Origin of the sequence: Curtobacterium pomorum, assembly GCF_044497295.1 — a bacterium.
Taxonomy (GTDB): domain Bacteria; phylum Actinomycetota; class Actinomycetes; order Actinomycetales; family Microbacteriaceae; genus Curtobacterium.
On the sequence record NZ_CP172409.1, the window covers coordinates 2,968,058 to 2,981,121 of the forward strand.

The following is a 13,064-nucleotide window of genomic DNA, read 5'->3' on the forward strand; positions in this document are numbered from 1 at the left end:
TCCTCGACGTCGTGCGACGACCACGATGTCGTTCCTGCTCCGACGCAACAGTGCGCGTCGGCAACGAACGACGAGGTCGATGTCGTACGACATCGACCTCGTCGTTCCGAGTCGACCGAGCGCCCCCGGCGTCAGCGCGCCGGCACGGCCTCGGCGTCGCGGGCGGCCCGGGCGGCGGCGTCCTGCGCGGCGAACGGCAGGTCCCCCAGGTCCAGGTGCGGGTTGGTGTCCTGCGTGAGCACCAGCTCCTTCGCCTCGGCCTCGGTCTCGACCGCGGGCATCGAGCCGGGCAGCGGGCGACGTGAGGACTCCTTCATGCAGAAGACACCGATCGCACCGACGACGCTCATCGCCATCAGGAAGTACGCCGGGGCGAGTTCGTCGCCGGTCACGGTCAGCAGCGCCTGCACGATCAGGGGCGTGGTCCCGCCGAACACCGCGATGGCGATGTTGTAGGCGAAGCCCATGCCGCCGTACCGCGTCGAGGTGGGGAACAGCGCCGGCAGCGAGGCCGCCTGGTTCGACACCCACAGCGCCGTCATCAGCGCGAGCAGCCCGAGCCCGGCGAGCGTCGACCACTGCGCACCGTGCCCGATCAGCATGAACGCCGGCACGACGAGCACCACGGTCGTCGCCGCACCGATCCACATCACGACGCGTCGGCCGAGCTTGTCGGACAGCTTGCCCGTCAGCGGCAGCATCACCGCGAGCAGCAGGAGGACCGGGATCGTCAGCAGCGTGCCGTCGAGGGCGGAGTACCCGAGCGAGTCGGTCAGGTACGTCGGCATGTACGAGGTCAGGGCGTACCCGACGGTGTTCGAAGCCGCGACGAGCATGATCGCGATGACGATCGGTCGCCAGTGGTCGCGCACCATCACGAGCACGTTCGCCGGACGCTCACCGTCGAAGGACGCACGGGTCTCGGACGCAGCCTCCTGCGCCGCCTGGGTCGCCTGGAACACCGGCGACTCCTCGATGCGCAGGCGGAACCAGATCGCCACGACGCCGATCACGCCGGCCGCCAGGAACGGGAACCGCCAGCCGTAGGCGACCATCGCCTCCTCGCCGAGGGTGATCTGCAGCACCGAGACGACGGTCGCGCCGAGCGCGAAGCCCAGGTAGCTGCCGAAGTCCAGGATGCTCGCGAAGAACCCGCGGCGCCGGTCCGGTGCGTACTCGGTCACGAAGGTCGTCGCACCGGCGTACTCACCACCGGTCGAGAAGCCCTGCGCCAGCTTCAGCACGACCAGCACGACGGGGGCGAACACGCCGATCGTCGCGTAGGCGGGCAGCGCGCCGATGAGGAACGTCGACGCCGCCATCATGATGAGCGTCGTCGCGAGCACCTTCTGGCGCCCGATGCGGTCGCCGAGCCGACCGAAGACGATGCCGCCGAGCGGGCGGGCGATGTAGGTCGCCGCGAAGACACCGAGACTGAACAGGATCTGCACGGCGGGCTCGGCCGTCGGCAGGAAGACCTTCCCCATCGTGACCGCCAGGTAGCCGTAGACACCGACGTCGTACCACTCCATCGTGTTGCCGACGACCATGCCGCTGACCGCGCGGCGCATCATGCTCTTGTCGACCACGGTGACGTCGCTCTCGCGCAGACGTCGGCGCGGCCGGGTGTGGGTACTGCTGGGGTCGGAACCCATGCATCGCTCCTCGGGGGGATCGGTGGGCCGACGGGTACCGGCCCAGAACAGCGAGCGACGTTACCGAGCAACCGAAATGTCATTGGCCGGTGATTCCCAGGCAACGGCGTGTCACCCGAACGGGGGTGGGGCCCGATCCGCATGCGTCTGCGGATCCGTGAGGCTGAGTAACGAGGACATAACATCGGCGCATGGCGATCGAACCCGAGACGAAGAGCTGGACCTGGGTCATCGAGGGCACCTGCCCCGAGTGCGGCTACGACGGCACCACGGTGTCGATCCGCGACGTGCCGGGGATCATCGACGCGAACACCACCGCGTGGCCGACCGAACTCGGCCGGGATGACGTGCGCGAGCGTCCCGACGACCACACCTGGTCGGCACTCGAGTACGGCGCCCACGTGCGCGACGTGCACCGGAAGATGACCGAGCGGCTCGCACTGATGCTCGCCGAGGACGCCCCGACGTTCCCGAACTGGGACCAGGACGCCACGGCGGTCGAGGAGCACTACGGCGAGCAGGACCCGGCCGTGGTCGCCCGCGAACTCGGCGAGGCCGCACACCGGGCAGCCCGGGCGTTCGACGAGGTCCGCGACGACCAGCTCGAGCGCACGGGCCTCCGGTCCGACGGCAGTGCCTTCACCGTCGCGACGCTCGCCACCTACTACGCGCACGACCCCGTCCACCACCTGTGGGACGTGCGGCGCACGCACTAGACGCGGGAACCACCGGCCTGGAGGCGCGGTGCGGCCCCGCCCCGCGCCTCCCGTCCGCCTGCAGTCGCCCCGGAACCGGGCGTACCTGCCCGAACCGGGCGTACCTGCCACGAAGAAACGGCCAGGTATGCCCGGAAGCACCATCCATCGCACGCGTGATGGGAAGGATCAGGCGCCGAGCCAGACCGCTCAGGCGAGCGCGTCGAGCAGGGCGCGCGCCGTCGCGGCGTCCGACACCAGCTCGTTGACGAGTCCCCCGCGCACCGCGCCGACGATGCTGCCGACCTTGGCGCTGCCGACGGCGACGCCGACGGCGTGCGGCACACCGGACAGGACCTCGCGCGACGTCCGCACCATCCGGTCGCTGCCGGGGAACTCGATGGGCGAGCCGTCAGCCGCGTAGAAGTTGAGGCAGACGTCGCCTGCGGCGTGGTCGAACGCGGCGTCCTCGACGGGGACACCCCGCGCCAGGGCGTCACGCGTCGGCGTCGGCGCACCGATGCCGAGGATCGCGCCCTTCGCCCGCCCCCAGAGCCCGACGACGTGCTGGAACGCCGGGTCCTCGTCGAGCGAGGAGCGCATCGCGGGCGACGGCAGGGCCTGCGCGAACAGGAACGCGGGGATCGCCCCGGAGTGCTCGGCGGCGGTCCGGGTGATCTCGTTCGTCTGGAACCACGGCATCGGGTCGGCCTGGCCGCCGACCGTCGGGACGAGCTGCACACCGGGCAGGCTCGGCATGCCCGCGTGCGCGACGTCGTACACGGTGCGGCCCGACGACATCAGGACGGCGTCGCCGGGGACGAGCCCCATGCCCTCGACCGCAGCGGCGAGGGGTGCTGCGAGGTCGGCTCCGAGCGTGGCGGTGTGCGTGACGGCGGCCAGGTGCACGGCGCGGATCCCGAGCACCACCTGCAGCCGTTCGGCGAGCGCGACGGTCTCGTCCTGGAACGGGTCGACGACCTCGATGCGGACGAGTCCGGCCTTGCGCGCCTCGGCGACGAGCCGGCTGACCGTGGGACGCGAGACCCCGAGGCGCGAGGCGATCTCGACCTGGGTGGCGTCCTCGAGGTAGTACATCCGCGCCGCCTGGTAGACGGTGTCGAGCGGGAAACGGGTCCGGGCACCCTCGGCGGCGGGGATCTCGGCGGACATGGGGCGATCGTAGCCCTGGCGCGCGTCAGCGGATCGTGAACCCGCCGTCCACCCGGAGGTCGGTCCCGTTCACCATCGCGCTCGACTCCCCCGCCAGGAACAGCACCGCGGCGGCGATCTCGTCCGGGGTGGCGAACCGGCCGGTGGGGATCTCGTCCTGGTGCCGGATCCCGTTCTCGTTCGCCCACGCGGCCCGGCCGAGGTCGGTGAGGACGACGGTGGGCGACACGGTGTTCACGGTGACGCCCCGGCCGCCCCACTCGAGCGCGAGCGCGCGGGTGAGTCCGATGACGCCGGCCTTCGAGGCGCAGTAGGCGGCGTGCCCGTCGATGCCGACGTGCGCCGCCTGCGAGGCGATGTTGACGACGCGGCCGTACCCGGCGGCGAGCATGTGCCGACCGACGGCCTGGGCGACGCGGAACGTCCCGGTCAGGTTGACGTCGATCGTCCTCGACCAGGTCTCGGCGGACAGTTCGTCCGCCGGAGCGAGTGCGGCGATCCCGGCGCAGTTGACGAGGACGTCGACGCGTCCGAAGCGTGCGATGACCTCGGCGACGGTGCGCGCCACGGAGGTCTCGTCCGTCACGTCGCAGCCGAACCCGGCATGGAGGCCCGTGGCCGCGCCCGGCAGGTCGGCTGCCGCCGCCGTGGCGCCGTCCGCGCGGGCGTCGACGATCGCGACCCGCGCACCCCGTGCGGCGAGCGCCCGGGCGATGGCGTTCCCGATGCCGGAGGCGCCGCCCGTCACCACCGCCGTCCGTCCGGCGAAGTCGTTGGTGAAGTCGATCGTGTCCGGCCCCGGTCGGAGGGCTGCGGCGAAGTCGGTCGGGGTGCTGGTGGTCATGGGCGCTCCTTTGCGTTCGGTCGGAACCTACCAGAAATTGTGTTCTGGACAAACGTTCTGCGAGGTGTACAGTCATCGCCGAAGCCGTCCAACGAAGGAGCAGCGCATGTCGACGACGACCGAGCACGCGGCCACGACCGCCACCACGACCATCCCCACGACGATGCGAGCCGTCGTCGTCCACGGGCCCGGCGACTACCGGCTCGAGGAACGCCCCGTGCCCACGCCCGGCCCCGGCGAACTCCTGCTCCGCACCGACGCCGTCGGCATCTGCGCGAGCGACCTGAAGTGCTACCACGGCGCCGCGAAGTTCTGGGGTGACGAGAACCGCGCCGCCTGGGCCGAGACCGACCGCATCCCCGGGCACGAGTTCGTCGGGACGATCGTCTCCGGCGACGACGACACCCTGGCGAAGCGGAAGGTCTCGCTCGGGGACCGCATCGCGTGCGAGCAGATCGTGCCGTGCTGGGAGTGCCGGTACTGCCTCGAGGGCGCGTACTGGATGTGCAACGTCCACGACATGTTCGGGTTCAAGGGCCACGACGGCGCGATGGCCGAGTACGTCCTCGTCCCCGCCAAGGCACTGACCCACCCGGTGTCGAGTGCCCTGCCCGGTCAGGTCGCCGCGTTCGCAGAGCCCCTGTCCTGCGCGTTCCACGCCGTCGAGCGCGGGGACATCAAGTTCGGCGACACCGTCGTGATCGCCGGCGCCGGACCGATCGGCCTCTCCGCCATCGCCGGTGCGCGACAGAAGAACCCGCTCCGGATCATCGCCCTCGACGTGGTCGACGCGAAGCTCGAACTGGCCCGCAAGGTCGGCGCGGACCTGACGATCAACATCGCCGAGGAGGACGCGGTCGCCCGGGTCAAGGAGCTCACCGACGGCTACGGCGCCGACGTCTACATCGAAGCGACCGGCCACCCGTCCGCGGTCCCGCAGGGGCTCAACCTGCTGCGGAAGCTCGGCACCTTCGTCGAGTACTCGGTGTTCAAGGACGACGTCTCCGTCGACTGGTCGATCATCTCGGACGACAAGGAGCTCGACGTCCGCGGTGCCCACCTCGGTCCGCACACCTGGCCGGCGGCGATCAAGCTGCTCGAGGCCGAGACCCTGCCGATGTCGGAGATCTGCACGCACCAGTTCCCGCTCGAGCGGTTCCAGGAGGCCCTCGACCTGGTCGGCGACTCCGCCGGCGCGAGCGTCAAGGTCTCGATCATTCCGTCCCTGCAGGCCTGAGCCCGCCCACCCCAGGAGTCAGCAAGCATGTCAACGACGACACAGCGCGCCACCGGTGCGCCCACGACCCCTCGCGCAGAGGGCCGCCTCGACCGGATGGGCATCCCCCGTCCCCTCGCCCTCGGGTTCGTCGCCGTCCTGGTCTTCATGACCGGGAACGGCGTCGAGTCGAACTTCATCACCCCGCACATGGTCGCGGTCCTCGGCAGCCCCGAGGCCACCGTCGCGACGATCGTCACCTTCTACAGCCTCGCCGCGCTGATCGGCAGCTACGTCTCCGGCGCCCTCTCCGACCTGATCGGGCCGCGCCGGGTGATGATCCTCGGGTTCGCCGTCTGGGTCGTCTTCGAGGTGCTGTTCCTCCTCGCGCTGAACATCGGCAGCGTGCCGTTCGCCGCCGTCGCCTACGCCGTCCGGGGCTTCGGCTACCCGCTCTTCGCGTTCGCGTTCCTGGTCTGGGTGAACATCACCACCCCGGTCGAGCGGAACGGTTCGGCCGTCGGCTGGTTCTACGTCGCGTTCACGGGCGGCCTGCCGACGCTCGGCTCGCTCTTCGCGATCGGTGCCATCCCGGTGTTCGGCGGCGGCACGATCGGCGAGACGGGCGCGATGGTCGCCTCGATCGGCCTCGTCGTGATCGGCTTCCTCATCATGCTGTTCGGCGTGCGCCTGCCGAACGGGTTCTCCCGCATCGCCCCGGCCAGCGAGAGCGCCTGGCAAGTGCTGACGAGCGGCATCCGCCTGACCGTCACCCGGCCGAAGATCCTGATGGGCTTCCTGGTCCGCCTGATCAACACCGCGCCCGAGTTCGGCATGTTCGTCGTCCTGCCCGCCGTCATCGCGAACGAGCGCGGGTGGGGCCAGAGCCGCTGGCTGCTCATGACGGTCTGCGTGTACGCCACGAACATCCTCGTGAACGCCCTGTTCGGCTGGGTCGGCGACAAGATCGGCTGGCAGCGCACCGTCAAGTGGTTCGGCATCGTCGGGTCCGCCCTCGGCCTCATCGCCTGGTGGTACGTCCCGCAGCTCGTCCCCGCCGGGTCCGACTGGGGCTACGTGCTCTCCGTCGTCGCCGGCTGCGTGTTCGGCTGCCTGCTCGCCGGCTTCGTGCCGATGGGCGCGATCATGCCGGCGCTCGCCCCCGAGCACAAGGGCGCCGCGATGGCGATGTACACGACGGCAGCGGGTGGCGCGGCGTTCCTCGGCACCGGTGTGGTCGCGGCGGTGTTCGCGCTCGGCGGTGGCGGTGAGGCCGCGACCTGGACGTTCGTCGGCCTGTACGCCTGCGCGTTCGTGATGATCCACTTCCTCAAGGTGCCCCAGGGCGCCCGTACCTCCCACTGAAGGACTCCAGCATGACCACGATCCACGACGCCCCCGACGAGTTCGCCGAGGACCAGCTCGCCGGCTGGCTCGCGCTCTACGCCGACCGCGTCCGCGGCGTCCACGGCGGCGTCGTCACCCTGCCCACCGAGGGCGCGGAACCCCAGGTCGCGGTGGTCGTCGGCGGCGGTTCCGGCCACTACCCGGCGTTCTGCGGGATCGTCGGCCCGGGGTTCGCCACCGGCGCCGTCGTCGGCAACGTCTTCACCTCGCCGTCGACCGCGCAGGTCTACTCGGTCGCCAAGGCAGCGGACCAGGGGAAGGGTGTCGTGCTGTCCTTCGGCAACTACGCCGGCGACACCATGAACTTCGGACTTGCCGCCGAGCGCCTGCGTGCCGAGGGCATCGACACCCGCATCGTCGTCGTCACCGACGACATCGCGAGCGCCGACGAGGAGTCGAAGCGCCGCGGCATCGCCGGGGACTTCTCGGTCTTCAAAGCGATGGGCGCGGCCGCCGCAGCGGGTGCCGACCTCGACGAGGTCGAACGGCTCGGCACCGCTTCGAACGCGGCCACCCGCACCATCGGCGTCGCGTTCTCCGGGTGCACCATGCCCGGTGCGACCGAGCCGCTCTTCACCGTGCCCGACGGCCACCTCGGCCTCGGGCTCGGCATCCACGGGGAGCCCGGTATCGAGGACGTCCCGCTCCTGCGTGCGACCGAACTCGCCGACCTGCTCGTGTCACGACTCCTCGCCGACCGACCGGCCGGCGCGCGGACCCGGGTCGCCCCGATCCTCAACGGCCTCGGCGACACGAAGTACGAGGAGCTCTTCCTGCTCTGGGGTCGCGTGCTCCCGCTGCTGCAGGAGGCCGGCCTCGAGGTCGTCGAGCCCGAGGTCGGAGAACTCGTCACGAGCCTCGACATGGGTGGCTGCTCGCTGACCCTGCAGTGGCTCGACGACGAGCTCGAACCCCTGTGGCGTGCGGACACCTACACGCCCGCGTACCGCAAGGCGGCGGCGCCGATCGCGGCGTTGCTGCCGGCCGACGCAGTGGACGACGCCGAGGACGAGGCGACGGTCGTGCCGGACGCGAGCAGTGCCTCCCGGCAGGCCGCGCAGACGGCGCGCGACGCGATCGACGCGATCGACGCGCTCCTGCGGGAGCACGAGGAGGAACTCGGCCGCATCGACGCGGTCGCCGGCGACGGCGACCACGGACGCGGCATGGTGAAGGGGATCGGTGCGGCCCGCAAGGCCGTCGGCAGGGTCGGCCAGGAGGCGGGGGTCGCCTTCGTCCTCGGACGTGCCGGTGACGCGTGGGCCGAGTTCGCGGGCGGCACCTCGGGAGTCCTGTGGGGTGCGGCACTCGAGGCCTTCGGTCGGTCGCTGCGCGACGACCGCTCCGCGTACGAGGCGTCCGACGTCGTCGAGGCCGCCCAGGCCTTCGCCGACTCGATCGTGCACCTGGGTGGGGCGTCCCGCGGCGACAAGACGCTGCTCGACGCACTGCTGCCGTTCGTGGACGAGCTGCGGAGCGGCGTCGATGCTGGCCGTCCACTCACCGTGGCGTGGCAGGCTGCCGCCCAGGTCGCGGTGACGGAAGCCGCTGCGACCGCAGACCTCACACCGAAGGTCGGGCGTGCCCGACCGCTGGCGGAGAAGAGCCTGGGGACACCCGACGCGGGTGCCACCTCGATGGGGATGATCCTCACGCGGATCGGCGAGGTCCTCGCCGCCCGTGCTGACAAGGAAGGAACACACGCATGACGTACCGTCTCGTGATCGGGTCCGACGACGCCGGGTTCGACTACAAGGAGATCATCAAGGCCGACCTGCTCGCCGACGACCGGGTGTCGGACGTCACCGACGTCGGCGTCGACGCGGACGGCCACACGGCGTACCCGCACGTCGCCGTCGACGCCGCACGCCTGGTCGCGAACGGCGAGGCCGACCGCGCGATCCTGATCTGCGGCACCGGCCTCGGTGTGGCGATCAGCGCCAACAAGGTGCCGGGCATCCGTGCCGTCACCGCGCACGACTCGTACAGCGTGGAGCGCTCGGTCCTGTCGAACGACGCCCAGGTCCTCTGCATGGGCCAGCGCGTCGTCGGCGTCGAGCTCGCCCGCCGTCTGGCGAAGGAGTGGCTCGGCTACGAGTTCGACCGCTCCAGTGCCAGTGCTTCGAAGGTCCAGGCGATCTGCGAGTACGACGGCAGCGCCCCCGCCGGCGTCGACGCCCAGGCGTAGGCGCGGCGCGGGCGCGAGCGCACTCCCGCGGAACCAGGTTCCGGACACAGCACCGTGCACCTGCGCGGTGCTGTGTCCGTTGCGCGGTGTCGAACGGTCAGCTGCGCGCGGCCAAGCGGTGCACGACGGCCTTCGTCGCCTCGTACAGCTCGCGGTAGTCGTGGTACCCGGGCTCGTACGCAGCCGTCGCGACGGGGTCCGGCTCGATGACCGTCGCCGGCGGGTTCCACTGCCGGATGTCGACGTCGGCCACGAGCGCTGCCGCCAGGAACGCCGACCCGTACGACGCTCCCACGGTCACCGACGGCACCGTCTGCCGCAGCCCGGTCACGTCGCTCACGATCGTCGGCCAGAGCCGTCCGAGCAGCCCGCCGCCGGCCCCGACGAGCTCGCGGACCTCGACCCCGGCGGCACGCAGCACCTCGATGTTGTGCCGGACCGCGTAGGCCGTCGCCTCGAGCGTCGCCCGGTAGACGTCGCCACGCGTGTGCCGCACGGTCAGCCCGGCGATCACCCCGCGCGCGTCCGGGTCGGCGATGGGCGTCCGCTCCCCCGCGAAGTACGGCAGCATCAACAGCCCGTTCGCGCCGATCCCGGCACACCGCGCCTCCTCGAGCATGGTCGCCCACTCGCCGTCGACCAGCCGTCGCAGCCAGTCGGTGATCGCCCCGGAGGTCGCCATCCCTCCCGACACGCTCGGCTGCCCCGGGTGCGTCCCGACCGTCGTCCACATCCCCGGCACCGGCGTCGGCTCGGTGGTCGGCACGATCATGAACATCGTGGTGCCGTACTGCAGGAACATCCGGCCCGGCACGGACTCGCCGACGCTCACGCCCTCCGCCCACGCGTCGATGGTGCCGGCCGTCACGGGGATGCCGACCGGGAGGCCCGTGGCCGCGGCCGCCTCGCGCGTCACCACGCCCGCCTGGTCACCGGACCACAGCAGCCGCGGCATGGGCAGGCCGGGCGCGAGCCGCTCGCACCACTCGGGGATCCACACGTTCTCGTGCACGTCGTAGAGCGGCGTGGTCTGGCTGGCCGAGTGGTGGTCGAGGACGTACTCCCCGGTGAGCAGCTCCACCACGCGCGACGCCGGCATCGTGAAGCGGACGGCACGCGCCCACACCTCGGGCTCGTGCCGGGCGACCCACGCGAGCTTCGCCCCGGCGGCCTGCGTGCTCAGCCCGGAGCCGCAGCGCGCACGGACCGCGTCCTCGCCACCGAGTTCCGCGGTCAGCTCGTCCAGCAGGTCGGCGGTCCGGGTGTCGACGCCGTACAGGACCGCCGGGCGCAACGGCTCGCCGACCGCGTCGGTGAGCAGCACGCACGGACCGATGCCGCTCACCCCGACCGCCTGCACGTCGGCCTCGGGGACGAGCGCGAGGAGCTCGTGCGTCAGCGTCGTGAACTCGTCCCACCACACGGCCGCGTCCATCTCGACCAGCCCCTGGGCAGGGCGGTCGACGTCGTGCTTGCGACCCACCTCGGCGATCACGGTGCCGTCGAACCGGGCCAGCAGCGCCTTCGTGCTCGACGTCCCGATGTCCAGACCGAGCACCGCCCGCATGCCGCCTCCTTCGCCGCCACACGACCGCCGTCGGTCGCGTCCCGAGTCTACGAACCTTCCGCGGGCCGCCAGATCGACTCCAGGGCCCAGCCCACCGGCGCACCGAGATCCGCAGTGCTCACACCCGGTACGTCGGGAAAATCGTGGAGCAGGGCGGTGGCACGCTGGCGCCACGCGCAGTCAGCATCGATGCGGCGCAGCAGGAAGGCCATGACCACCAACACTCCGTAGACCCCGAACACCACCTTCGCGTGTTCGGTTCGTCGAAGGTGGTCGAACTCGGGAACGTTCGCGGGGCGTTTCGGAGCAACCACGAGCTTGCGGTTGAACAGCCTGGCGTGATGCGCCGCGACGTTCCGGACGTAGTTGACCGAGGCGAGCCAGCTGCCGAGGACACGCTTCGACGGCGCTCCGAGCGCCATCGCGATCTCCGTCCCGAGCACGTTCGAGAGACCGCCGTACAGTCGGGCGACCTGTCCGAACTCCAGGATCTCGGTCAGCGCCCAGACCGGCAGCTGTCCGTCGTACCTGGTCCGGAAGTGCGCGACGAAGACCTCGTCCGATCGGTCCTGCCGGGCTCGAACCCGCTCGATCCAACGTTCGTGCCCGCTCGTTCCTGCTTCGCCCACCTGGCGGAACGACGGGGTGAACGAGGCCGGATCCCGATGCGCGAACGGTCCGTTCCGGCCGAGCACGTGGGCGATCTTGGTGCGGACTGCGACCTCGATCCGCTCGACTCCGTCGAGCACGAGGAGCCGCAGCGCGCGGTCGTGGTCCATCAGGGAACGGGCGTGCTCGATCGACGCTCCGGTTCGGTACGTCTCACGCAGCGTGATGTGCTGCGGGACCTCGTGTCCATCACCGACGACGTCCGGCTGCCGGAGCGGGTAGAGGTAGCCCGTCAGGCGGTAGTAACCGACCCGGTCGAGCAGGTCGACAGCCGCCCGGTGTGACTCCACGACGAGCCCGCGGCCGCGCAGCCGCTCGACCTGCTGATCCAGCGTGAGCCAGGGCTTCGAGTACTCGACCACCACACCCCCAGGTGAAAAGAAAATCAGCCCGGGCCAGACGGCGACGGGCTGATCGTGATGCATCGATCATACCCGAGGCTGACGACGCGGTGGGGTCCGATGAACGAGTGTGGACAACATGTTCTCCCCGGCCGAGACGCCCAGCTGCCTGTCGGGGGCCGGACGTACCGTACTCACGACTCCGATGCACCACGAGGGGAACCCGATGAAGAAGTCAGCCTGGCTGCCAGCAGTCATCGCGCCGGTGGTCGTCGCCGGCGCCGTCGCCGCTCCGATGATCGCGAACGCCGCGAACGACCCGATCGCGGGGACGAACCCGACCGCAGCGGACGTCATCGCCAGCATCGCGAAGTCGTCGGACGCGCAGTACTCCGGCAAGCTCACGCAGTCGAGCGACCTCGGACTCCCCGAGCTGCCGACCGGCTCCGGCGGATCCTCACTCGAGGGCGACGCCTCGGACGTGCTCGGCCTGCTCACCTCGTCGCACACCGCCCGTGTCTACGTCGACGGTGCCAGCAAGCAGCGCGTCCAGCTGACGCAGCAGCTCGCCGAGCAGGACCTGGTCCGCAACGGGTCCGAGGTCTGGACCTGGGACTCGAAGGAGCGCACCGCCACGCACGTGACGCTCCCCTCCGACTCGGCGAAGGGCCCGCAGGACGGCACCACCACGCCGACCGACATCGCGGAGCAGGCCGTCGACGCCATCACCCCGACCACCACGGTCTCGAAGCCGACCGAGGTCAGCGTCGCAGGTCACGACGCCTGGCAGATCACCCTGACGCCGAAGTCCTCCGACACCCTGGTCGGCACCGTCCGACTGGCGGTCGACCAGCAGACCGGGCTCCCGCTCCGTGCGACGATCCAGGCCGCCGGGCAGGACGACCCCGCGGTGCAGGTCGGGTTCACCAGCCTCGACTACGGCGCCCCGGCCGCGCGGCTCTTCGACTTCACGCCGCCGTCGAACGCGAAGGTCACCGAGAAGGACCTGTCCGACGCCGAGCACGACGCGCACGCGAAGGGCGATCACGCTCGCGGTGCGCACGACGGCGACGAGCCGACGTTCACCGGCGAGGGCTGGGGCACGATCGCCGAGCTCCCCGCCGGCACCGTGGACCAGTCGTCCCTCGGCGACGAGGCCTCGGGTCTGCTCGGCCAGCTCACGAAGGCGGTCGACGGCGGCCGTGCCGTCCAGACCTCGCTCGTGTCGGTGTACCTGACCGACGACGGCCGGGTCCTCGCCGGCGCCGTGCCGGTGTCGTCGCTGGTCGCCGCCGCGAAGTGAGCGCAC

Annotated in this window: 11 protein-coding genes; 6 read left to right on the forward strand and 5 right to left on the reverse strand. The window is 71.1% G+C overall.

All coding sequences use genetic code 11. The features are described 5' to 3' along the window. Positions 1 to 131: 131 nt before the first annotated feature. A complete protein-coding gene (locus ACGH48_RS14175) occupies positions 132 to 1,655 on the reverse strand; it encodes an MFS transporter (RefSeq protein WP_396289035.1) in 1,524 nt (507 codons plus the stop codon). 191 nt (positions 1,656 to 1,846) lie between these two features. Here ACGH48_RS14175 and ACGH48_RS14180 point away from each other — a divergent pair, with 191 nt between their 5' ends. After that, on the forward strand, positions 1,847 to 2,371 hold the full coding sequence (locus ACGH48_RS14180) for a DinB family protein (protein ID WP_396289036.1): 525 nt from the start codon (positions 1,847 to 1,849) through the stop codon (positions 2,369 to 2,371). A gap of 189 nt (positions 2,372 to 2,560) precedes the next feature. Here ACGH48_RS14180 and ACGH48_RS14185 read toward each other — a convergent pair whose 3' ends face one another. Together ACGH48_RS14185 and ACGH48_RS14190 are read right to left on the reverse strand one after the other, a co-directional pair. After that, entirely contained in the window at positions 2,561 to 3,523 is a 963-nt protein-coding gene (locus ACGH48_RS14185) for a sugar-binding domain-containing protein (RefSeq protein WP_340197558.1), read from the reverse strand. A gap of 25 nt (positions 3,524 to 3,548) precedes the next feature. Then, positions 3,549 to 4,367, reverse strand: coding sequence for a GolD/DthD family dehydrogenase (locus ACGH48_RS14190; protein ID WP_396289039.1), 819 nt, complete (start codon positions 4,365 to 4,367; stop codon positions 3,549 to 3,551). A gap of 106 nt (positions 4,368 to 4,473) precedes the next feature. Here ACGH48_RS14190 and ACGH48_RS14195 point away from each other — a divergent pair, with 106 nt between their 5' ends. The 4 genes from ACGH48_RS14195 to ACGH48_RS14210 are packed head-to-tail and all read left to right on the forward strand — an operon-like array spanning position 4,474 to position 9,178. Further along, positions 4,474 to 5,604: a zinc-binding dehydrogenase gene (locus ACGH48_RS14195; RefSeq protein WP_340197560.1), complete on the forward strand. Its 1,131-nt coding sequence runs from the start codon at positions 4,474 to 4,476 to the stop codon at positions 5,602 to 5,604. A 27-nt stretch (positions 5,605 to 5,631) separates the two neighbouring features. Next, complete coding sequence (locus ACGH48_RS14200) at positions 5,632 to 6,948, forward strand: MFS transporter (protein WP_396289041.1); 1,317 nt, start codon at positions 5,632 to 5,634, stop codon at positions 6,946 to 6,948. A gap of 11 nt (positions 6,949 to 6,959) precedes the next feature. Beyond that, entirely contained in the window at positions 6,960 to 8,699 is a 1,740-nt protein-coding gene (locus ACGH48_RS14205; RefSeq protein ID WP_396289042.1) for a dihydroxyacetone kinase family protein, read from the forward strand. Further along, a complete protein-coding gene (locus ACGH48_RS14210; protein ID WP_340197562.1) occupies positions 8,696 to 9,178 on the forward strand; it encodes a ribose-5-phosphate isomerase in 483 nt (160 codons plus the stop codon). The genes ACGH48_RS14205 and ACGH48_RS14210 overlap by 4 nt, the downstream gene beginning before the upstream one ends. A gap of 97 nt (positions 9,179 to 9,275) precedes the next feature. Here the strand turns inward: ACGH48_RS14210 and ACGH48_RS14215 are convergent, their stop codons facing one another. Next, positions 9,276 to 10,745: an FGGY-family carbohydrate kinase gene (locus tag ACGH48_RS14215; RefSeq protein WP_396289043.1), complete on the reverse strand. Its 1,470-nt coding sequence runs from the start codon at positions 10,743 to 10,745 to the stop codon at positions 9,276 to 9,278. Between the two features lie 47 nt (positions 10,746 to 10,792). Then, complete coding sequence (locus tag ACGH48_RS14220) at positions 10,793 to 11,839, reverse strand: Abi family protein (protein WP_396289044.1); 1,047 nt, start codon at positions 11,837 to 11,839, stop codon at positions 10,793 to 10,795. 142 nt (positions 11,840 to 11,981) lie between these two features. Here ACGH48_RS14220 and ACGH48_RS14225 point away from each other — a divergent pair, with 142 nt between their 5' ends. Next, positions 11,982 to 13,058 (forward strand): outer membrane lipoprotein carrier protein LolA, encoded by a 1,077-nt coding sequence (locus ACGH48_RS14225; protein WP_396289046.1) that lies wholly within the window; start codon positions 11,982 to 11,984, stop codon positions 13,056 to 13,058. Positions 13,059 to 13,064: the final 6 nt, after the last annotated feature.

Excerpts from the sequence above, each read along its gene's own strand:
- ACGH48_RS14175 (WP_396289035.1), bottom strand. The coding sequence starts at position 1,655 with ATGGGTTCCGACCCCAGCAGTACCCACACCCGGCCGCGCCGACGTCTG.
- ACGH48_RS14180 (WP_396289036.1), top strand. The coding sequence starts at position 1,847 with ATGGCGATCGAACCCGAGACGAAGAGCTGGACCTGGGTCATCGAGGGC.
- ACGH48_RS14185 (WP_340197558.1), bottom strand. The coding sequence starts at position 3,523 with ATGTCCGCCGAGATCCCCGCCGCCGAGGGTGCCCGGACCCGTTTCCCG.
- ACGH48_RS14190 (WP_396289039.1), bottom strand. The coding sequence starts at position 4,367 with ATGACCACCAGCACCCCGACCGACTTCGCCGCAGCCCTCCGACCGGGG.
- ACGH48_RS14195 (WP_340197560.1), top strand. The coding sequence starts at position 4,474 with ATGTCGACGACGACCGAGCACGCGGCCACGACCGCCACCACGACCATC.
- ACGH48_RS14200 (WP_396289041.1), top strand. The coding sequence starts at position 5,632 with ATGTCAACGACGACACAGCGCGCCACCGGTGCGCCCACGACCCCTCGC.
- ACGH48_RS14205 (WP_396289042.1), top strand. The coding sequence starts at position 6,960 with ATGACCACGATCCACGACGCCCCCGACGAGTTCGCCGAGGACCAGCTC.
- ACGH48_RS14210 (WP_340197562.1), top strand. The coding sequence starts at position 8,696 with ATGACGTACCGTCTCGTGATCGGGTCCGACGACGCCGGGTTCGACTAC.
- ACGH48_RS14215 (WP_396289043.1), bottom strand. The coding sequence starts at position 10,745 with ATGCGGGCGGTGCTCGGTCTGGACATCGGGACGTCGAGCACGAAGGCG.
- ACGH48_RS14220 (WP_396289044.1), bottom strand. The coding sequence starts at position 11,839 with ATGCATCACGATCAGCCCGTCGCCGTCTGGCCCGGGCTGATTTTCTTT.
- ACGH48_RS14225 (WP_396289046.1), top strand. The coding sequence starts at position 11,982 with ATGAAGAAGTCAGCCTGGCTGCCAGCAGTCATCGCGCCGGTGGTCGTC.